Annotated in this window: 22 protein-coding genes and 1 tRNA gene; 16 read left to right on the top strand and 7 right to left on the bottom strand. The window is 53.9% G+C overall.

What is annotated here, in order from left to right; all coding sequences use genetic code 11:
* Window positions 1-57 precede the first annotated feature (57 nt).
* Complete coding sequence (alaE, locus tag I6L53_RS05170; RefSeq protein WP_042326013.1) at window positions 58-507, top strand: L-alanine exporter AlaE; 450 nt, start codon at window positions 58-60, stop codon at window positions 505-507.
* A 34-nt stretch (window positions 508-541) separates the two neighbouring features.
* Here alaE and I6L53_RS05165 read toward each other — a convergent pair whose 3' ends face one another.
* Window positions 542-886 carry a DUF2002 family protein gene (locus I6L53_RS05165; protein ID WP_042326015.1) on the bottom strand — a complete coding sequence of 115 codons (345 nt, stop codon included), beginning with the start codon at window positions 884-886 and terminating at the stop codon, window positions 542-544.
* Between the two features lie 161 nt (window positions 887-1,047).
* Here I6L53_RS05165 and I6L53_RS05160 point away from each other — a divergent pair, with 161 nt between their 5' ends.
* Window positions 1,048-1,374: an ElaB/YgaM/YqjD family protein gene (locus tag I6L53_RS05160; RefSeq protein ID WP_042326017.1), complete on the top strand. Its 327-nt coding sequence runs from the start codon at window positions 1,048-1,050 to the stop codon at window positions 1,372-1,374.
* A 48-nt stretch (window positions 1,375-1,422) separates the two neighbouring features.
* Here the strand turns inward: I6L53_RS05160 and pdxR are convergent, their stop codons facing one another.
* The gene (gene pdxR, locus I6L53_RS05155) at window positions 1,423-2,766 is read right to left on the bottom strand and encodes a MocR-like pyridoxine biosynthesis transcription factor PdxR (protein ID WP_042326019.1); all 1,344 of its coding nucleotides are present in this window, start codon (window positions 2,764-2,766) and stop codon (window positions 1,423-1,425) included.
* 88 nt (window positions 2,767-2,854) lie between these two features.
* Here pdxR and I6L53_RS05150 point away from each other — a divergent pair, with 88 nt between their 5' ends.
* The 14 genes from I6L53_RS05150 to emrB all read left to right on the top strand — a co-directional run bounded on the left by I6L53_RS05150 (window position 2,855) and on the right by emrB (window position 16,943).
* The gene (locus tag I6L53_RS05150) at window positions 2,855-3,286 is read left to right on the top strand and encodes a carboxymuconolactone decarboxylase family protein (protein ID WP_042326021.1); all 432 of its coding nucleotides are present in this window, start codon (window positions 2,855-2,857) and stop codon (window positions 3,284-3,286) included.
* A gap of 190 nt (window positions 3,287-3,476) precedes the next feature.
* Window positions 3,477-3,722, top strand: a complete 246-nt coding sequence (gene nrdH, locus I6L53_RS05145) for a glutaredoxin-like protein NrdH (protein WP_042326022.1) — start codon at window positions 3,477-3,479, stop codon at window positions 3,720-3,722.
* Complete coding sequence (nrdI, locus tag I6L53_RS05140; RefSeq protein ID WP_042326024.1) at window positions 3,719-4,129, top strand: class Ib ribonucleoside-diphosphate reductase assembly flavoprotein NrdI; 411 nt, start codon at window positions 3,719-3,721, stop codon at window positions 4,127-4,129. Before nrdH ends, nrdI begins: the two co-directional genes overlap by 4 nt.
* Window positions 4,102-6,246, top strand: a complete 2,145-nt coding sequence (gene nrdE / locus I6L53_RS05135; protein WP_042326026.1) for a class 1b ribonucleoside-diphosphate reductase subunit alpha — start codon at window positions 4,102-4,104, stop codon at window positions 6,244-6,246. The genes nrdI and nrdE overlap by 28 nt, the downstream gene beginning before the upstream one ends.
* A 10-nt stretch (window positions 6,247-6,256) precedes the next feature.
* On the top strand, window positions 6,257-7,216 hold the full coding sequence (gene nrdF / locus I6L53_RS05130; RefSeq protein ID WP_042326028.1) for a class 1b ribonucleoside-diphosphate reductase subunit beta: 960 nt from the start codon (window positions 6,257-6,259) through the stop codon (window positions 7,214-7,216).
* Window positions 7,217-7,571: 355 nt separating this feature from the next.
* Window positions 7,572-8,774 carry a glycine betaine/L-proline ABC transporter ATP-binding protein ProV gene (gene proV, locus I6L53_RS05125; protein ID WP_042326030.1) on the top strand — a complete coding sequence of 401 codons (1,203 nt, stop codon included), beginning with the start codon at window positions 7,572-7,574 and terminating at the stop codon, window positions 8,772-8,774.
* Window positions 8,767-9,831 (top strand): glycine betaine/L-proline ABC transporter permease ProW, encoded by a 1,065-nt coding sequence (gene proW / locus I6L53_RS05120; RefSeq protein WP_042326032.1) that lies wholly within the window; start codon window positions 8,767-8,769, stop codon window positions 9,829-9,831. Before proV ends, proW begins: the two co-directional genes overlap by 8 nt.
* Before the next feature lie 68 nt (window positions 9,832-9,899).
* Complete coding sequence (gene proX / locus I6L53_RS05115; RefSeq protein WP_042326034.1) at window positions 9,900-10,895, top strand: glycine betaine/L-proline ABC transporter substrate-binding protein ProX; 996 nt, start codon at window positions 9,900-9,902, stop codon at window positions 10,893-10,895.
* A gap of 204 nt (window positions 10,896-11,099) precedes the next feature.
* Window positions 11,100-12,284, top strand: coding sequence for an MFS transporter (locus tag I6L53_RS05110; protein WP_042326036.1), 1,185 nt, complete (start codon window positions 11,100-11,102; stop codon window positions 12,282-12,284).
* A 124-nt stretch (window positions 12,285-12,408) separates the two neighbouring features.
* Entirely contained in the window at window positions 12,409-13,146 is a 738-nt protein-coding gene (locus I6L53_RS05105) for an AzlC family ABC transporter permease (protein WP_042326049.1), read from the top strand.
* Window positions 13,136-13,471: an L-valine transporter subunit YgaH gene (ygaH, locus tag I6L53_RS05100; RefSeq protein WP_042326037.1), complete on the top strand. Its 336-nt coding sequence runs from the start codon at window positions 13,136-13,138 to the stop codon at window positions 13,469-13,471. Before I6L53_RS05105 ends, ygaH begins: the two co-directional genes overlap by 11 nt.
* Before the next feature lie 90 nt (window positions 13,472-13,561).
* Window positions 13,562-14,092: a transcriptional repressor MprA gene (mprA, locus tag I6L53_RS05095; RefSeq protein ID WP_042326039.1), complete on the top strand. Its 531-nt coding sequence runs from the start codon at window positions 13,562-13,564 to the stop codon at window positions 14,090-14,092.
* Window positions 14,093-14,216: 124 nt separating this feature from the next.
* Entirely contained in the window at window positions 14,217-15,389 is a 1,173-nt protein-coding gene (gene emrA / locus I6L53_RS05090; protein WP_042326041.1) for a multidrug efflux MFS transporter periplasmic adaptor subunit EmrA, read from the top strand.
* A gap of 15 nt (window positions 15,390-15,404) precedes the next feature.
* Entirely contained in the window at window positions 15,405-16,943 is a 1,539-nt protein-coding gene (gene emrB, locus I6L53_RS05085; RefSeq protein ID WP_042326043.1) for a multidrug efflux MFS transporter permease subunit EmrB, read from the top strand.
* Window positions 16,944-17,008: 65 nt separating this feature from the next.
* On the opposite strand, the gene luxS is transcribed toward emrB, so the two are convergent.
* The 5 genes from luxS to I6L53_RS05060 all read right to left on the bottom strand — a co-directional run bounded on the left by luxS (window position 17,009) and on the right by I6L53_RS05060 (window position 20,629).
* On the bottom strand, window positions 17,009-17,524 hold the full coding sequence (gene luxS, locus I6L53_RS05080) for an S-ribosylhomocysteine lyase (RefSeq protein ID WP_016154160.1): 516 nt from the start codon (window positions 17,522-17,524) through the stop codon (window positions 17,009-17,011).
* Window positions 17,525-17,672: 148 nt separating this feature from the next.
* Entirely contained in the window at window positions 17,673-19,229 is a 1,557-nt protein-coding gene (gene gshA / locus I6L53_RS05075; protein ID WP_042326044.1) for a glutamate--cysteine ligase, read from the bottom strand.
* A gap of 78 nt (window positions 19,230-19,307) precedes the next feature.
* Entirely contained in the window at window positions 19,308-19,736 is a 429-nt protein-coding gene (locus I6L53_RS05070) for a YqaA family protein (RefSeq protein WP_042326045.1), read from the bottom strand.
* On the bottom strand, window positions 19,733-20,299 hold the full coding sequence (gene yqaB, locus I6L53_RS05065; protein ID WP_042326046.1) for a fructose-1-phosphate/6-phosphogluconate phosphatase: 567 nt from the start codon (window positions 20,297-20,299) through the stop codon (window positions 19,733-19,735). Before yqaB ends, I6L53_RS05070 begins: the two co-directional genes overlap by 4 nt.
* A gap of 253 nt (window positions 20,300-20,552) precedes the next feature.
* A tRNA-Arg gene (locus I6L53_RS05060) sits at window positions 20,553-20,629 on the bottom strand.
* Window positions 20,630-20,690 lie beyond the last annotated feature (61 nt).

Here is a 20,690-nt window from a genome sequence, read left to right as displayed (position 1 = left end):
ACCACTAAGAAAAGTCACTTAACGCCGATTTTACCCCTTTGTACAAGGAGCATTAGCATGTTCTCACCGCAGTCACGCTTGCGTCATGCTGTAGCAGACACGTTCGCGATGGTTGTTTATTGTTCTGTCGTGAACATGCTGATCGAGATATTTCTCTCCGGAATGACCTTTGAGCAATCACTTTCTTCCAGACTGGTCGCCATTCCGGTCAATATTCTGATCGCCTGGCCCTACGGAATGTATCGCGATCTCTTTATGAAGGCCTCGCGTAAAGTAGGTTCTGCAGGATGGGTGAAAAACCTGGCGGACGTGCTGGCTTATGTCACGTTCCAGTCCCCGGTTTATGTCGCTATTTTGCTAACGGTAGGCGCTGACTGGCATCAAATTACCGCCGCAGTCAGTTCTAATATCGTGATATCGATGTTGATGGGGGCGGTATATGGCTATTTCCTCGATTACTGCCGCCGTCTGTTTAAAGTGAGCCGCTACCAGCAGGTCAAAGCCTGAAATCACTCAGCGACTGGCTATGCCAGTCGCCAGATTAATTCGCCTCGCCAAACAGTCCATTCAAATAGCGCTCAAGCGCAATACGCGAACTAAACCCGTGGGGAATACCATAGTGTTCATGTGTGTCCCCGGCTAAATAAAGCGGAAAATGCTGATAATGATCGCAGGTTTTAATATCCGACGCCGGTTCAGCCAGCGATGAACTGCGCTCTTTTAATGTCGGATGGATCACCAGCGCGGTGCGCCCCATACGCGCTTCGCGATTAACATAGACATAATTCTCGCCACGTCGATAACCGTACGTTTTCTGTGTCACCACATCGACGGTAAACCCCACTTTTTCAAGTACGCGCGCCACCTCGTCAGGTCGTAAATACATATTTTTTCCTCATTATCTTTTACTGCGGGCTTACCTTACCTGATTCAGCATTAGCAACGCTTTCAGAAAAGTCCATAAACGCGCGATAACGGCGTGAACTGTCTCAGACGTTAAAAATATCGACTACACTGAAAGTCACATCGAAATCACTGGAGGATCATATGTTTAACCGACCGAACCGAAACGACGTAGATGATGACGTGCAGGATATTCACAAGGACGTCAATCAATTGGCCGATAGTCTGGAAGCCGTATTGAAGTCATGGGGCAGCGATGCGAAGGATGAAGCGGATGCCGCACGGCATAAAGCGCAGGCGCTGCTGAAAGAGACGCGGGCGAAAATGCATGGTCGGACGCGCGTGCAACAGGCTGCCCGGGATGCCGTAGGCTGCGCCGATACGTTTGTACGCGATAAGCCCTGGTGTAGCATCGGTACGGCGGCGGCGGTGGGGATCTTTGTCGGCGCGTTGCTGAGCCTTCGTCGCTAATTGCAGCGTAAGGTGAGTGCCGGATAACGCCCATGCTTATCCGGCGCTCTAAAAAACGGTCTGAGTGGCCCGACGTAACCGCTGTGCTACCTGACTCGCCATTTCCGGAGAGGTAATGTTAGTGAATGACAACAGCATCCCTCCCTGTCCGGACGACTTTACCCGCCAGCGGCTTAAGGCCTGAACCGCCAGACCCGCCTCATTGGCTTTGCGCACGGGCGCGATATCATCACCCTCAACCGCAATCACCAACTGTATTCCACCCTGTTGAGGAACAACCTGAAATCCCTGCTCGCCAAGCGCCCTTTCGATCCATTGTCTTCGCTGCGCATAATGCAGACGCATTTTTTTCAGATGCCGCCAGAAATGACCATCGCGGATAAAATCCGCCAGCGTTTGCTGCCAAAGTAGCGGTACGCTACAGGCCATCTGTCGCGCCTGCTGGCGAAAGCATCCCACCTGGTTTATTGGCACCACCAGCCACGCACAGCGCAATGCGGGGAACAACGACTTGCTGAACGTACCGGCGTAAATCACCCGCTGCGGCGCATCCAGACTTTTCAGCGGCGGCAGCGGTTTGCCGTGATAACGAAACTCACTGTCGTAATCATCCTCGATGATCCACGCCTGGGAAGTGGATGCCCACTCAAGGAGTTGATGACGCCGGGATAACGCCAGCGCGACGCCAAGCGGACTTTGATGGGCCGGAGTGAGCAGCGCAAAACGCGCATCCGGATAGTCGCGGATCCCGGCTGCCACATTCAGCCCGTCGTCATCGACCGGAACCGGCAGCAGCGCGACGTTTTCCTGCTCAATGACCGGACGGATCAGCGGGAAACCGGGATCTTCAATCCACATGCCGTCACCCGGTGCGGCCAGCGCGCGCAGAATGAGGGTCATCGAAGCCGCATAACCGGAAGTGATAAAAATCTGCTCAGGCAGACATTCAATACTGCGCGACACGCGCAGATAGTCCACGATCGCCTGGCGCAACGCGGCTTCACCGCATACATCGCCGAGCGCCAGATCAAAACGCGTCTGCGTGCGTAATCTTCGTCCCATCACCCGCGCCCAGATGTCTCGCGGAAAGAGATCCAGCGCGGGAAGCCCCATCTGAAAAGGCTGAGGGATCGTGCTTTCCCCGGCAAAGACCACCGGTTCACCGAGCACCTGCTCCGGCTGCAACCGTGCGCTGATAAACGTTCCCGCCTGCCCTCGCCGCTCGAGCCAGCCCTGCGCCACCAGCTCCGCATAGGCGTTTTCTACCGTCGAGCGCGAAATACCCAGCTCCTGCGACCAGGTACGACTGGATGGCAGTCTGGCACCGGGCTTGAGTTCCCCGTGTTCAATGGCGAGCTTTAACTGACGGGCAATTTGCTTGTAGCGCGGCATATGGTCTGCTTTTTTCGTAAAAATATGGCTCTCTTTTGCAGTCCATTATAGTGCTACATTGCCGGCCATCAACACGAGGAGATACATAATGACGACCTTACGCCAGCCCTACTATGAACTCAGCCCTGAAGTCTATAACGCCCTGGTACAGGCGAAAACGGCACTGGAAAACAGCGCGCTGGATACCACGTTAATGGAGTTGATTTATCTGCGTATTTCGCAGATCAACGGCTGCGCGTTTTGTCTGGAGATGCACAGCAAGGCGCTGCGTAAATCGGGTGTCGCGCAAAGCAAACTGGACGCGCTGGCCGGTTGGCGGGTCAGCCATCATTTCAGCGAGCAAGAGCAAGCGGCGCTGGCGTGGGCGGAATCGGTGACCGATATCGCCAGAACCCATGCCGAAGATGACGTTTATCTGCCGCTGCTCGTGCATTTCAGCGCGCGCGAAATTAGCGACCTGACCTTTGCGATCGGCCTGATGAACTGCTTCAATCGCCTGGCCGTGGGAATGCGGATGTAATCTGGCGATTTATCACCATAAATTCCCGCTCCCCGCCGGGCTCATCGGTGGGGAGTAATTAATCGAAAATTCCCATATCTTGTATGGTTGAAACTTATTTCAACTACATCTAGTATTCTCTCTATCAGTACACATCCAACCCGACGCGACTTATCGCGCCGTTCCTTTATTTTAAATGGAAATACGAATCATGCGCATTACTATTTACACTCGGAATGATTGTGTTCAGTGCCACGCCACCAAACGGGCGATGGAGAGCCGTGGATTTGAATTTGAGATGGTGAACGTCGATCTGGTACCCGACGCGGCGGATACCCTGCGTGCCCAAGGTTTTCGTCAGTTGCCGGTCGTCATTGCCGGTGAGACCAGTTGGTCCGGGTTCCGGCCGGATATGATCAACCGTCTGCATCCTGAACCCCGGGTGGCCAGCGCATGAACCCGCTCGTCTACTTCTCCAGCAGCTCCGAAAATACGCACCGCTTCATGCAGCGTCTGGGGCTGCCTGCTATTCGTATTCCGCTGAATGAGCGCGAACGGATCAAGGTAGACGAACCTTACATTCTGGTGGTGCCCTCTTATGGGGGCGGCGGTACGGCTGGCGCGGTCCCGCGACAGGTGATCCGCTTTTTGAATGATGCCCACAACCGGGCGTTAATTCGCGGCGTCATTGCCTCTGGCAATCGTAACTTCGGCGAGGCGTACGGTCGCGCAGGAGAAGTGATCGCTCAAAAATGCGCCGTGCCCTGGCTCTATCGTTTTGAGCTAATGGGAACCCCCGCCGACATCGACAACGTTCGAAAAGGAGTAAGCGAATTTTGGCAACGACAACCGCAGAACGCGTAACGCAGGAATCGCTGGATTACCATGCGCTGAACGCCATGCTGAATCTGTATGATAAAGCAGGTCGTATTCAGTTTGATAAAGACTGGCAGGCGGTTGAGGCCTTTTTTACCGCTCACGTCCATCCTCACTCCGTTACGTTTGCCAGTCAGGAGGAGCGCCTGCAAACGCTGGTACGAGAAGGCTATTACGACGAAAGCGTTTTGGCTCGCTACGATCGTGCTTTTGTGGTGGCGCTGTTTGCCCGCGCCCACGCCAGCGGTTTTCGTTTCCAGACCTTCCTCGGTGCCTGGAAGTTTTACACCAGCTACACGCTGAAAACCTTTGACGGTAAACGCTACCTGGAACACTTTGAAGACCGGGTGGTGATGGTGGCGCTAACGCTCGCGCAGGGTGATGAAGTGCTGGCGTCACAGTTGACCGACGAGATGCTCTCGGGACGTTTCCAGCCCGCCACGCCCACCTTCTTAAACTGTGGAAAACAGCAGCGCGGCGAACTTGTCTCCTGTTTTCTGTTGCGTATTGAAGACAATATGGAGTCGATAGGCCGGGCGGTGAACTCCGCGCTTCAGCTTTCTAAACGCGGCGGCGGCGTGGCGTTTTTACTCTCTAACCTGCGCGAAGCGGGCGCGCCGATCAAGCGCATCGAAAACCAGTCCTCCGGAGTGATCCCGGTGATGAAGATGCTGGAAGATGCCTTTTCCTATGCTAATCAGCTTGGCGCGCGTCAGGGAGCAGGCGCGGTCTATTTGCACGCGCACCATCCGGATATTCTGCGTTTTCTCGATACCAAACGCGAAAACGCCGACGAAAAGATCCGCATCAAGACGCTCTCCCTGGGAGTGGTGATCCCGGACGTTACTTTCCGTCTGGCCAAGGAGAATGCGCAGATGGCGCTGTTTTCGCCCTATGACGTCGAGCGTCTTTACGGTAAGCCCTTTGGCGATATCGCGATAAGCGAACGGTACGACGAACTGGTTGCCGACGAGCGGGTGCGTAAAAAATACATTAACGCCCGCGACTTTTTCCAGACACTGGCAGAAATTCAGTTCGAATCCGGTTATCCCTACATCATGTATGAAGATACGGTGAATCGCGCCAACCCAATTGCGGGTCGCATTAATATGAGCAACCTGTGTTCGGAAATTTTGCAGGTCAACAGCGCCTCTACCTACGATGAGAACCTTGACTACGCGCAGACCGGGCATGACATCTCCTGCAATCTCGGCTCGCTGAATATTGCCCACACCATGGATTCCCCGGACTTTGGCCGGACGGTGGAAACGGCGATTCGCGGGCTGACGGCGGTGTCAGATATGAGCCATATTCGCAGCGCTCCGTCTGTCGCCGCCGGCAATGCGGCCTCCCACGCCATCGGGCTGGGACAGATGAACCTGCACGGCTATCTGGCGCGTGAAGGCATCGCTTATGGTTCGCCAGAAGGACTGGATTTCACTAATCTCTACTTTTACACCATCACCTGGCATGCGCTGCATACGTCGATGCTGCTGGCGCGTGAGCGTGGACAAACCTTTGACGGATTTACGCAGTCGCGCTACGCCAGCGGCGAGTTCTTCACGCAGTATCTGGAGCAGGACTGGGCACCGAAAACCGAGAAAGTCCGTGCGCTGTTTGCCCGTAGCGGCATCACACTGCCAACGCACGAAATGTGGCTGCATCTGCGCGACGAGGTAATGCGCTACGGCATCTACAACCAGAATTTACAGGCGGTGCCGCCAACCGGTTCGATCTCTTATATCAATCATGCGACATCGAGTATTCACCCGATCGTCTCGAAAGTGGAGATCCGCAAAGAGGGTAAAACCGGGCGCGTCTATTACCCGGCCCCGTTCATGACCAATGAGAATCTGGAGCTGTACCAGGACGCGTATGAAATCGGTGCGGAAAAAATCATTGATACCTACGCTGAAGCCACTAAACACGTCGATCAGGGCCTGTCGCTAACGCTGTTTTTCCCCGATACCGCCACCACCCGCGATATCAATAAAGCGCAGATCTACGCCTGGCGAAAAGGTATTAAGTCGCTGTATTACATCCGGTTGCGCCAACTGGCGCTGGAAGGTACTGAAATAGAAGGTTGCGTCTCGTGCGCACTGTAAGGAGAGCGGTATGACATTAACACGCGTGAGCGCCATCAACTGGAATAAGATTCAGGACGACAAGGATTTGGAAGTATGGAACCGTCTGACCAGCAACTTCTGGCTGCCGGAAAAAGTGCCGCTGTCTAACGATATCCCGGCATGGCAAAGTCTGAGCGCCGCCGAGCAACAGCTTACCATCCGCGTCTTCACCGGACTGACGCTGCTCGACACCATCCAGAACATCGTCGGCGCTCCGTCGCTAATGGCGGATTCCCTGACGCCGCACGAGGAGGCGGTGCTGTCGAACATCAGTTTTATGGAAGCGGTGCACGCCCGCTCCTACAGCTCCATCTTCTCTACGCTGTGTCAGACTAAAGATGTCGATGCCGCCTACGCCTGGAGTGAAGAAAATGTACCTTTGCAGCAGAAGGCTCAAATCATCCTCGCGCATTACGCCAGCAACGACCCCTTAAAGAAGAAAATTGCCAGTGTATTTCTGGAATCCTTCCTGTTCTATTCCGGCTTCTGGCTGCCAATGTATTTCTCCAGCCGTGGCAAGCTCACCAACACCGCCGATCTGATCCGGCTGATCATTCGTGATGAAGCGGTTCACGGCTTTTACATTGGTTATAAGTATCAGAAAGGAATGGAAAAACTGTCTCAACCCCGACGTGATGAGCTGAAGGATTTTGCTCTCGATCTCCTGATGGAACTGTACGATAACGAAGTCCGTTATACCGCAGAACTGTATGCGGATACCGCCTGGGCTGAGGATGTTAATGTGTTCCTTTGTTACAACGCCAACAAAGCGTTAATGAACCTGGGCTATGAGACGCTGTTCCCGGCGGAAATGGCGGATGTGAACCCGGCAATCCTTGCCGCACTATCGCCCAACGCTGACGAAAACCACGACTTTTTCTCCGGCTCGGGATCCTCCTATGTAATGGGTAAAGCCGTCGAAACGGAAGACGAAGACTGGAATTTTTAACGTAAATTAATATGGTGAATATCATTACCCTATTTACGTTAATATTTTAAGCAGATCACATTTTTATCACCCAACTATTTCTGGGTGTTCTACACTCAATAGCTGTTGTCATATTCGCCTGAATTTCAGAAATTCAGGCGTCTTTCTGGTGGCCCTTACAAAAAATATTCGCCAGCCGCAGTTTGCTCTCAGCCCTTATATCATGGGAAATCCCGGCTATTTGCCTTCCACCCTATTTCGTCTCATTTCACATTCAGGGTTGTCTCAGATTCTCAGTATGTTAGGGTAGAAAAAGGTGACTATTTCTATCAGGTAACATATCGATATATATAAATAACAGGAATCTTTCTATTGCATGGCAATTAAATTAGAAGTTAAAAATCTATATAAAGTATTTGGAGAGCATCCGCAACGCGCCTTCAAATATATTGAAAAAGGACTTTCAAAAGAACACATTCTGGAAAAAACAGGGCTATCGCTTGGCGTAAAAGACGCCAGTCTGGCCATTGAAGAAGGCGAGATATTTGTCATCATGGGATTATCCGGTTCGGGTAAATCCACAATGGTACGCCTTCTCAATCGCCTGATTGAACCCACCCGCGGACAGGTACTGATCGACGGTGTCGATATCGCAAAAATATCAGATGCCGAACTCCGCGAGGTGCGCAGAAAAAAGATTGCGATGGTTTTCCAGTCATTTGCGCTTATGCCGCACATGACCGTTCTGGACAATACGGCATTCGGCATGGAATTAGCCGGCGTCAGTGCTGAAGAACGTCGCGAAAAAGCGCTGGACGCCCTGCGCCAGGTGGGGCTTGAGAATTACGCCCACGGCTATCCGGATGAACTTTCCGGCGGGATGCGTCAGCGTGTTGGCCTCGCCCGTGCATTAGCCATTAATCCTGACATCTTATTAATGGATGAAGCGTTCTCCGCGCTTGATCCCTTAATTCGTACCGAGATGCAGGATGAACTGGTAAAACTGCAGGCGAAACATCAGCGCACCGTTGTCTTTATTTCCCACGATCTTGATGAAGCGATGCGTATTGGTGACCGAATTGCCATTATGCAGAATGGTGAAGTGGTTCAGGTCGGTACACCGGAGGAAATTCTGAATAATCCGGCAAACGATTATGTCCGTACCTTCTTCCGCGGCGTCGATATTAGCCAGGTCTTTAGCGCGAAAGATATTGCCCGCCGTAGCCCGGTTGGACTGATTCGTAAAACGCCGGGCTTTGGTCCCCGTTCTGCCCTGAAATTATTGCAGGATGAAGACCGGGAATATGGTTACGTCATCGAACGCGGCAATAAATTTGTTGGTGTGGTCTCCATCGACTCATTAAAAGCAGCATTAAGCCATGCCCAGGGCATTGAAGGGGCGCTAATCGACGAACCGCTGGCCGTGGATGCGCAAACCCCACTTAGCGAGTTGCTCTCTCATGTCGGACAGGCGCCGTGCGCGGTGCCGGTTATCGATGAGGAACAACAGTATGTCGGCATTATTTCAAAACGCATGCTGCTACAGACTTTAGATCGCGAGGGGGCAAACAATGGCTGATCAATCCAATCCATGGGATACCGCACCGGCGACCGATAGCGCCGCACAGTCCGCTGACGCCTGGAGTACGCCGTCAGGGACACCTGCCGACAGCGGCAGCGCAGACTGGCTGACCAGCGCGCCTGCGCCAGCACCAGAGCATTTCAATATTATGGATCCGTTCCATAAAACGCTGATCCCGCTCGACAGTTGGGTTACAGAAGGGATCGACTGGGTAGTCACCCATTTTCGTCCCGTCTTCCAGGGCATCCGTGTTCCGGTGGATTACATCCTTAACGGCTTCCAGCAACTGTTGCTGGGGATGCCGGCACCGGTGGCGATTATCGTATTCGCCCTGATCGCCTGGCAGATTTCCGGCGTTGGGATGGGCGTGGCGACGCTGATTTCCCTGATTGCAATTGGCGCTATCGGTGCCTGGTCGCAGGCGATGATTACGCTGGCTCTGGTGCTGACCGCCCTGCTGTTTTGCGTGGTGATCGGTCTGCCAATGGGGATCTGGCTGGCGCGCAGTCCGCGGGCCGCGAAGATCGTTCGTCCGCTGCTCGACGCGATGCAGACGACGCCAGCGTTTGTCTATCTGGTGCCAATTGTGATGCTGTTTGGCATCGGTAACGTGCCAGGAGTGGTCGTGACGATCATCTTTGCGCTGCCGCCCATTGTGCGTCTGACGATCCTCGGGATTAACCAGGTTCCAGCCGATTTGATCGAAGCGTCACGTTCGTTCGGGGCCAGTCCACGTCAGATGCTGTTCAAAGTTCAGTTACCGCTGGCGATGCCAACCATTATGGCGGGAGTCAACCAGACGCTCATGCTCGCCCTCTCGATGGTCGTGATCGCCTCCATGATTGCCGTTGGCGGTTTAGGTCAGATGGTATTACGCGGTATCGGTCGTCTCGATATGGGACTGGCTACCGTCGGCGGGGTCGGTATTGTGATCCTCGCCATCATTCTGGACCGTCTGACCCAGGCCGTGGGTCGCGACTCTCGTAGTCGGGGTAACCGTCGCTGGTACACCACCGGTCCTGTTGGGCTTATCACACGCCCTTTCACTAAGTAATTCACCTGTTGCCCGGTGGCGCTGCGCTCACCGGGCCTACACGTCCCTCCAATAATTAAGGAACAACGATGCGACATACCGTACTTTTTGCCACAGCGTTTGCCACCCTTGTCTCTACCAGCGCTTTCGCTGCCGACCTGCCAGGCAAAGGCATTACCGTTCAACCGGTACAGAGCACCATCACTGAAGAAACCTTCCAGACGCTGCTGGTGAGCCGCGCGCTGGAGAAACTGGGTTACACCGTCAACAAACCGAGCGAAGTCGACTACAACGTGGGGTACACCTCTATTGCCTCCGGCGATGCCACCTTTACCGCCGTCAACTGGCAACCGCTGCACGATGATATGTATTCTGCGGCAGGTGGAAACAAAAAGTTCTGGCGCGAAGGCACATTTGTCACGGGTGCCGCGCAAGGTTATCTGATCGATAAGAAAACAGCAGAGCAATACAAAATCACCAATATCGCTCAGTTGAAAGATCCTAAAATCGCCAAAATTTTTGACACCAACGGCGATGGTAAAGCGGATATGATGGGTTGCTCGCCGGGCTGGGGATGTGAAGCGGTGATTAACCACCAGAACAAAGCGTTTGATCTGGAAAAAACCGTCGACGTCAGTCACGGTAACTACGCGGCGATGATGGCCGATACCATCACCCGCTTTAAAGAAGGTAAACCGATCCTCTATTACACCTGGACGCCTTACTGGGTGAGTGACGTGATGAAGCCGGGCAAAGATGTGGTCTGGTTGCAGGTACCGTTCTCCTCGCTGCCGGGCGAGCAGAAAGATATTGATACCAAACTGCCGAATGGCGCGAACTATGGCTTCCCGGTAAACACCATGCACATCGTTGCCAACAAAGCCTGGGCAGAGAAAAATCCGGCAGCGGCGAAACTGTTTTCCATCATGAAACTGCCGCTGGCGGACATCAATGCGCAGAACGCAATGATGCATGACGGTAAAGCATCGGAAGCTGACGTACAGGGTCACGTTGACGGCTGGATCAAAGCCCACCAGCAACAGTTCGACGGTTGGGTGAACGACGCGCTGGCTGCGCAGAAGTAATCCCACTCGTAGGCCTGATAAGCGTAGCGCCATCAGGCACAGTAACCACACCAAGGCCGGATGGCGCGCGATGCGCTTATCCGGCCTTTTCTGTATCATCCCCCAACAGCACAATCCGGCACGCAACAAATCCCCCGCATTCATAAATGTCCGCTATGATTGATTCCCAAAGAAATCCTCACCTGACTCACGATTGCAAACATAATGACAAAAAACTCTCACGGGCTGAGCCCGGCACTGATCGTTCTCATGTCTGTGGCAACCGGTCTGGCCGTCGCCAGCAACTACTACGCACAGCCGTTACTTGACACCATCGCACGCAACTTCTCGCTTTCCGCCAGCTCAGCCGGTTTTATCGTCACCGCCGCGCAACTGGGCTACGCTGCCGGTTTGCTGTTTCTGGTTCCGCTTGGCGATATGTTTGAACGCCGAACGCTGATCGTCTCCATGACGCTACTGGCGGCAGGCGGAATGCTCATTACCGCCAGCAGTCAGTCGCTGGCGATGATGATCCTCGGTACAGCGCTGACCGGGCTCTTCTCCGTTGTGGCACAGATTCTGGTGCCGCTGGCGGCGACGCTTGCCACACCCGATAAACGCGGCAAAGTGGTAGGGACCATCATGAGCGGCCTGCTGCTGGGCATTTTACTGGCGCGAACCGTAGCTGGCCTGCTGGCGAATCTTGGCGGCTGGCGTACCGTCTTCTGGGTCGCCTCCGTATTGATGGCGCTGATGGCTATCGCCCTGTGGCGCGGCTTGCCTAAGGTGAAGTCCGACACCCACCTGAACTACCCGCAACTGCTGGGTTCGGTATTCAGTTTGTTTACCCGCGATAAACTGCTGCGCACGCGTGCGTTACTGGGCTGCCTGACCTTCGCCAACTTCAGTATTCTCTGGACCTCAATGGCCTTTTTACTGGCTGCTCCGCCATTTAACTATTCCGAAGGGATGATTGGCCTGTTTGGGCTGGCAGGTGCCGCTGGCGCGCTCGGCGCACGTCCGGCAGGCGGTTTTGCGGATAAAGGGCATTCTCATCTCACCACAACCTGGAGCCTGCTGCTACTGCTGCTCTCCTGGCTCGCTATCTGGCTGGGACACACCTCGGTACTGGCGCTGATAGTGGGGATCCTGGTGTTGGATCTCACCGTTCAGGGAGTTCACATCACCAACCAGACGGTGATTTATCGTCTTTACCCGGAGGCACGAAACCGTCTGACCGCCGGGTATATGACCAGTTATTTTATCGGCGGAGCCGCAGGGTCGTTAATCTCCGCTTCAGCCTGGCAGCATGCCGGATGGCTGGGCGTTTGTCTGGCGGGGTCGACCGTTGCCATACTAAACCTGCTGGTCTGGTGGCGAGGATTTCACCGACAAGAAGCCGCTATTTAAGCGCTCAGCAAGCGTTTGCATTGGTTTGGGCTCCTGAGGGTGTTAAGGAGCCCCCCAGTCTGTTAAGGTGATAGGGATTATTAACCCTGATAATTTTAACATTGGTGATAACGCGCAAAATTCTATGGAAAGGCCCGCTTCTCTGCCCATAACCCCTCCGGCTACCTGTGCGGAAGGATTCAAAGACAGCTTACCCATCGTCATCAGTTATATTCCTGTTGCCTTCGCATTTGGTCTCAATGCTACCCGTCTCGGGTTTAGCCCTGTCGAGAGCGTATTTTTCTCCTGCATCATTTATGCCGGTGCCAGTCAGTTCGTTATCACAACCATGCTCGCCGCAGGCAGCACATTATGGGTTGCCGCCCTGACCGTTATGGCGATGGATGTACGCCATGTTTTATACGGTCCCTCCCTGCGCAGTCGTATCGCCCAGAAACTCAGTAAACCGAAAACCGCACTGTGGGCTTTTGGCCTCACTGACGAAGTCTTTGCCGCTGCCACCGCGAAGCTGGTGCGGGATAACCGTCGCTGGAGCGAGAACTGGATGATCGGCATTGCATTTTGCTCCTGGGCCTCATGGGTTCTGGGAACGGTGCTCGGCGCCTTTTCCGGTAGTGGTTTATTGAAAGGATTCCCGGCGGTCGAAGCGGCGCTAGGGTTTATGTTGCCCGCCCTGTTTATGAGTTTTCTGCTGGCGTCATTCCAGCGTAAACAGTCCCTGTGCGTGACAGCCGCACTCGCTGGCGCACTGGCGGGCGTGACGCTGTTTTCCATCCCCGCCGCGATTCTTGCGGGGATAGTGTGTGGATGCCTGACCGCGCTGATTCAGGCTTTCTGGCAAGGAGTGCCCGATGCGCTATGAGGTACTGCTGCTCGGGTTGCTGGTCGGCTGTGTGAATTATGGATTTCGCTATTTACCCCTGCGTCTGAAGATGGGAAATACCCGTCCGGGAAAGCGGGGCGCAACCGGCGTACTACTCGACACCATCGGCATAGCATCAATTTGCGCCCTGTTGGTTGTGTCAACAGCCCCTGAGGTGATGCACGACGCCAGTCGTTTCGTGCCGACGCTCGTGGGTTTTGCTGTACTGGGTGCAAGTTTTTATAAAACGCGCAGTATCATTATTCCCACGCTATTGAGTGCACTGGCCTATGGATTAGCGTGGAAAATGTTGGCGGTTTTATAGGATACAAGAATCATTTTAATTTAATAATACATTTACTTTATTTGTCACTGTCGTTACTATATCGGCTGAAATTAATGAGGTCATGCCCAAATGGATAGTTCGTTTACGCCCATTGAACAAATGCTAAAATTTCGCGCCAGCCGCCACGCAGATTTTCCTTATCAGGAAATTCTGCTGACTCGTCTTTGCATGCATATGCAGGGAAAGTTGCTGGATAATCGCAATAAGATGCTGAAAGCTCAAGGGATTAACGAGACGTTGTTTATGGCGTTGATTACGCTGGAGTCTCAGGAAAATCACAGCATTCAGCCTTCTGAACTGAGCTGTGCCCTGGGATCATCCCGTACTAACGCAACACGTATCGCTGATGAGCTGGAAAAGCGCGGTTGGATTGAGCGCCGTGAAAGCGACAACGATCGTCGTTGCCTGCATCTACAGTTAACCGATAAGGGTCATGCGTTTTTGCGCGAGGTATTACCGCCGCAGCATAACTGCCTGCATCAACTGTGGTCCTCTCTTAGTACTACAGAAAAAGAACAGCTTGAGCACATCACTCGTAAGCTTCTGACGCGTCTCGATCAGATGGACCAGGATGGTGCTATCCTTGAGGCGCTGAGCTAACGCGTCGACTCGCTCAATAATCCAGATTAAGAAAGAAAACTGACTGGCCAGCACCTGAACGTGCTGGCCTTTCTGATAAACAGCTCGGCCCAGCCGACGAAGAAATAAGATCGTGGAGAACAACATGAGCGCAAATGCGGAGACTCAAACCCCGCAGCAACCGGTTAAGAAGAAAAGCAAACGTAAAAGTACGCTACTCCTCCTGACCTTGCTCTTTATCATTATTGCCGTGGCATATGGGATTTATTGGTTTTTGGTACTGCGTCATGTCGAAGAGACCGATGATGCGTACGTGGCAGGGAACCAGGTTCAAATCATGGCGCAGGTATCCGGCAGCGTGACGAAAGTCTGGGCGGATAACACTGACTTTGTTAAACAGGGTGACGTTCTCGTCACGCTCGATCAGACAGATGCCAGACAGGCATTTGAAAAAGCGAAGACCGCGCTGGCCTCCAGCGTCCGTCAGACGCATCAGTTAATGATTAACAGCAAACAGTTGCAGGCGAACATTGAGGTGCAGAAAACCGCCCTCGCCCAGGCACAAAGCGATTTTAACCGTCGCGTACCGCTCGGTAACGCCAACCTGATCGGCCGCGAAGAGCTGCAACACGCCCGCGATGCCGTTGCCAGCGCGCAGGCACAGCTTGATGTTGCCATTCAGCAATACAACGCAAATCAGGCGATGATTCTGGACAGCAAGCTGGAAGATCAGCCCGCCGTCCAACAGGCTGCCACCGAAGTGCGTAACGCCTGGCTGGCGCTGGAGCGAACCAAAATCGTCAGTCCGATGACCGGGTACGTCTCTCGTCGCGCCGTTCAGCCTGGCGCACAGATCAGCCCCACGACGCCGCTGATGGCCGTGGTGCCAGCCACCAATCTGTGGGTTGACGCCAACTTCAAAGAGACACAGCTTGCCCATATGCGCATCGGCCAACCGGCAACGGTTATCAGTGATATCTACGGCGATGACGTTAAGTACACCGGTAAAGTGGTCGGTCTTGATATGGGGACCGGTAGCGCCTTCTCTCTGCTTCCCGCACAGAACGCGACCGGCAACTGGATCAAAGTGGTTCAGCGACTGCCCGTACGTATCGAACTGGACGCCCAGCAGTTGGCACAGCATCCACTGCGGATTGGTTTATCGACGCTCGTCACCGTCGATACCGCGAATCGCGATGGTCAGGTACTGGCCAGCCAGGTTCGCACCACGCCGGTGTCTGAGAGTAACGCCCGTGAAATCAGCCTTGCCCCGGTGAATAAACTGATCGAAGAGATTGTGCAGGCCAACGCAGGCTAATCTGAGGTGCGTGTGATGCAACAGCAAAAACCGCTGGAAGGCGCGCAGCTCGTCATCATGACGATTGCGCTGTCGCTGGCGACATTCATGCAGGTGCTGGACTCCACCATTGCTAACGTGGCGATCCCCACAATCGCCGGGAACCTGGGTTCATCGCTGAGCCAGGGGACGTGGGTGATCACCTCCTTCGGGGTGGCGAACGCCATCTCGATTCCCATCACCGGCTGGCTGGCAAAGCGTGTCGGGGAAGTGAAGCTGTTCATGTGGTCGACGGTGGCGTTTGCCATTGCCTCATGGGCGTGCGGCGTCTCCAGCAGCCTGAACATGCTGATCTTCTTCCGCGTCGTTCAGGGGGTGGTCGCCGGGCCGCTAATCCCGCTTTCGCAAAGTCTGCTGCTCAATAACTACCCTCCCGCAAAGCGCTCTATCGCGCTGGCGCTGTGGTCGATGACGGTGATCGTCGCGCCGATTTGCGGCCCGATTCTGGGCGGTTATATCAGCGATAACTATCACTGGGGCTGGATCTTCTTCATCAACGTGCCGATTGGTATTGCGGTGGTGCTGATGACGCTGCAAACTCTTCGCGGTCGTGAAACGCGTACCGAGCAGCGACGGATTGACGCCATCGGGCTGGCGCTGCTGGTGATAGGTATTGGTAGCTTGCAGATCATGCTTGACCGGGGGAAAGAGCTGGACTGGTTTGCCTCGCAGGAGATAGTCATTCTGACCGTGGTGGCGGTGGTCGCTATTAGCTTCCTGATTGTCTGGGAACTCACCGACGACAACCCCATTGTCGATCTCTCGCTCTTTAAGTCGCGAAACTTTACCATCGGCTGTTTGTGTATCAGTCTCGCCTATATGTTGTACTTCGGGGCGATTGTTCTGCTACCACAGCTCTTGCAAGAGGTCTACGGCTATACCGCGACGTGGGCCGGTCTGGCATCCGCGCCGGTAGGGATCATTCCGGTGATCCTGTCGCCGATTATTGGTCGCTTTGCCCATAAGCTGGATATGCGTAGGCTGGTGACGTTCAGTTTTATTATGTACGCCGTCTGCTTCTACTGGCGCGCGTGGACGTTTGAACCAGGAATGGACTTCGGTGCCTCCGCCTGGCCGCAGTTTATTCAGGGCTTCGCGGTGGCATGCTTCTTTATGCCGCTGACAACCATCACGCTGTCTGGTCTACCGCCAGAACGCCTGGCGGCAGCATCGAGTTTGTCTAACTTTACGCGAACGCTGGCGGGGTCAATCGGGACATCGATTACGACCACCATGTGGACCAACCGGGAGTCGATGCACCACGCGCAGTTAACCGAGTCGGTGAATCCGTATAATCCAAACGCGCAGGCAATGTACGATCAGCTACAGGGACTGGGCATGACGCAGCAGCAGGCGTCAGGCTGGATTGCCCAGCAGATCACCAATCAAGGGCTGATTATTTCGGCCAATGAGATCTTCTGGATGTCGGCGGGGATTTTCCTCGTATTGCTCGGTCTGGTCTGGTTCGCTAAACCCCCGTTTGGTGCGGGCGGCGGCGGCGGTGGCGCGCACTAGGTGATAGCGATAAAAAAGCCCGTTCAACTGAACGGGCTTTTTTTCGCCGGTAACCGCACAGACAACTAAATGTGCAGTTCCTGCAACTTCTCTTTTGGCAGCGCCAGTTCTTCATTACTGTTGACGCGAACGTCGTGTTCCAGAATGTGACGCGCAATGTCCTGTGCTTCGCTCAGTGAGTGCATCTGATACGTGCCACACTGGTAGACGTTCAGTTCCGGGATCTGATTCTGATCCTGAACTTTTAGCACGTCAGCCATCGCCGCTTTCCAGGCATCGGCTACACGCTGCTCGTCAGGCGTCCCAATCAGGCTCATATAGAAACCGGTACGGCAGCCCATCGGGGAGATATCGATGATCTCGACACCATTGCCGTTGAGGTGATTACGCATAAAGCCTGCAAACAGATGCTCCAGCGTGTGAATCCCTTTCTCCGGCATCACTTCTTTATTGGGAATGCAGAAACGCAGATCAAACACGGTAATGGCGTCGCCATGCGGGGTGTTCATCGTTTTCGCCACGCGCACTGCAGGTGCTTCCATCCGGGTATGATCGACAGTGAAGCTATCTAACAACGGCATTTAGCCACCTCCGATAATTTTTTTAAAATAAACTGAACTCTTCGTTCCGGTGCGAGTCTGAGTATATGAAAGACGCGCATTTGTTATCATCATCCCTGTTTTCAGAGATGAAATTTTGGCCACTCACGAGTGGCCTTTTTCTTTTCTGTCAGGCCTGTTTTTCCAGCCAGCTATCAAACGGCTCGGTATCCGCCGCTTCAACCTCACGCTGGCGACGTTTTGAAGCGTCACGCTCAGCCACAAAGTCTTCTTCCTGCAATATTTCCAGCGGCTCTTCACGCAACAGATTGCGATAAGCTTCGCCCAGCGCCTTGCCCGTACCGCCAATGCCTGTATCAAGCATAGACCGCAGAATACGAGCAGAGAACGTCAATTCCGGATTATCAAAGCAGGCGACCAGTTCGTCACAGACTTTCTGATAATCCTCTCCGCCGTGGATGCTGTCCAGCGTTTGTGCCACACGCTTCAGATCGCTGAACAAATCTTTGCCCACCTCAGGCAGTGGGAACTGCGCGGTTTCACAGCCGATGCCTAACGTCAGCCCTGGTTTACGCCCTTCCAGAATCACCCGATTCCAGTTGGTGCGCGTACACAATAGTTCACTGCTGCTCATTTCCGGCGCATCGGCCAGCACGCACCAGACCATAAACAGGTCAAGGAAGCGCACCTGTTGCTCGTCCACGCCGATTGGCGAGAACGGATTGATATCCAGCGAGCGGACTTCGATGTACTCGATACCACCGCGCAGAAGCGCATCTGAAGGTGACTCACCGCTACGCGTAACGCGTTTCGGACGAATCGGCGCATACAGCTCATTTTCAATCTGCAGCACATTGCTGTTGATTTGCAAACGCTTACCGTCTTTTTCCAGCCCTACCGCTGCATACTCTTCAGAAGGCGTTTTAATCGCCCGCTTCAATCCTGCCACATATTCGTAGAGATCGTTAAACGTAATACCGAGATTGCTTTGCGACTTATTGGTATAACCCAGATCGCTCAGGCGCAACGAGGTCGCATACGGCAGGTAGTACATCCCACAGTCGGTTTTCTCAAAGGGTAGCGTGGTCGGTTTGCCCTGCAGGAAGGAAGAGCAAATCGCCGGGGATGCGCCAAACAGATAAGGAATGACCCAACCGAAGCGGTAATAGTTACGGATCAGGCGGAAATAGCCGGCAGAGATTTTCTCTTTTGCCTCTTCGCCTTCCACAATACCGCACTTCGCCTGCCAGAATGCCATCGGCAGCGAGAAATTGTAGTGTACGCCGGAGATGGTTTGCATCAGCGCACCATAACGGTTTTTCAACCCTTCACGGTACAGCGTTTTCATGCGACCAATGTTCGAGGTGCCGTACTGCGCCAGTTCAATGTCCTGGCCTTCAGCGATGTAGCAAGGCATACTCAGCGGCCACATACGCTCATCACCCATATTTCTGGCGGTATAACGATGCAGATCACGCATAAAGGTCAGCATATGCTGGATATCGCCGTCTACTGGTGTAATAAACTCCAGCAGCGCTTCAGCGAAATCCGTGGTTATCCATTTATGCGTCAGCGCTGAGCCTAACGCTTCAGGATGCCCCGTTGTCGCCAACGTGCCATCCACATTCACGCGCAATGTTTCGCGCTCCAGCCCGCGCTGAATCCCCTGCAATGCCTGAGGATGCTTTTCCAGCCAGGCCAGAGCCTGTGATACGTCCGGGATCAAATCGACCTCCCGCCTGTCAAAATCGTATTAATTAGCATAATTGTAGTGGTTACCCTAAAGGCTAATCCCCAGGCACAATTAGTGCCACCAGGTAATGCCCTGAACGGTAGCAGCCGCGACGACAATATAGCGCAGCGCTTTGCCAAGGCATAAAAAAAAGAGTACCGGCCCCCACGAGAGGCGCATCCATCCCGCTAACAGGCACAGTAAGTCACCCACAACCGGCATCCAGCTTAATAATAGTGTGACCGCACCATACCGTTTAAGCCAGCCTGTGGCTTTCTCCTGCCAGCGCGATGTCTTGCGCAGCGGAAAGAAACGCCCAAGGATAACGTTAGTTAACCCTCCAAGGCTATTACCCATTGTTGCTGTTAAGACTAAGACCCAGGGATGACTGAGCCCGGCCAGTAACATGGCAACCAGAACGATTTCCGAGTTGCCGGGCAACAGCGTAGCGCTGAGAAAACTGCTGGCAAACAATGAAAGGAGCGACAGCCCGTCACTCACAAGTGTCGAACGTCCACAGCATCCATTCCGGCGGCGCGTGCCGCCTGGATGCCAAAGTCAGCATCTTCAAATACTACACACTGCGCTGGAGGCACGCCCATACGTTCTGCACAAAGCAGGAAGGTATCCGGCGCAGGTTTATGGTGCTGTACATGATCGGCGGCGACAACGGCATCAAAATAGCGACGCAGCCCCAGATGGGCCAGTAGAGCTTCCGCGATCGCGCTTTCACTGCCGGTACCGACGGACATCGGGCGGCGGCCATGCCACGCTTTCACCACCTCAATCAGCGGCAGTGGCTCGACACTGTCGAGGAGCATGATTTTTACAGCATCGGTTTTTTCACGGGCTAACGCGTGGGGATCGAGATCCGCATTATTCAACTCAATAATGGACTGAGCAATACGCCATGTGGCTGAGCCGTTAAGGGCGATCATCGCCTGAAGATCAAAGTGCATACCGTAGCGACCTAATACTTCAACCCACGCCTTACGGTGCGTCGGTTCAGTATCCAGAAGGGTACCATCCATATCGAAAATCAGACCCGCATAACGTTCGTACATAGCACTCTCACCCGGCAAATGAACAGACATTACTTTATCGTAATTGCCGGATTTTGTCGCTGATGACGATGCTGAGGATTGTTCAGGGTGTTAATGCAGAGGGGGTAAAGAAAGAAGAAAATGGTGCATCCGGGAGGATGACCCGGCGAAGCCTCGCCCTTCGGGCCGTTGCTGAGGCAACGTTATCCCCCCTGGTGCTTGCGATACTCTCGCAGACCATGAAACACTAAACTAGCTGTTGTTCGGGAGAAGATGGTGCATCCGGGAGGATTCGAACCTCCGACCGCTCGGTTCGTAGCCGAGTACTCTATCCAGCTGAGCTACGGATGCATCGGAAAACGTATTTTACTGCCGATATTGATACTGCATAAAAGCGATATCAAGCAAGAGA

The sequence above is a fragment of the Citrobacter farmeri genome, assembly GCF_019048065.1.
GTDB classification, from domain to species: Bacteria; Pseudomonadota; Gammaproteobacteria; order Enterobacterales; family Enterobacteriaceae; genus Citrobacter_A; species Citrobacter_A farmeri.
Note: the sequence above shows the minus strand (reverse complement) of the source record. Positions and strands in the feature narration are given on the sequence as shown.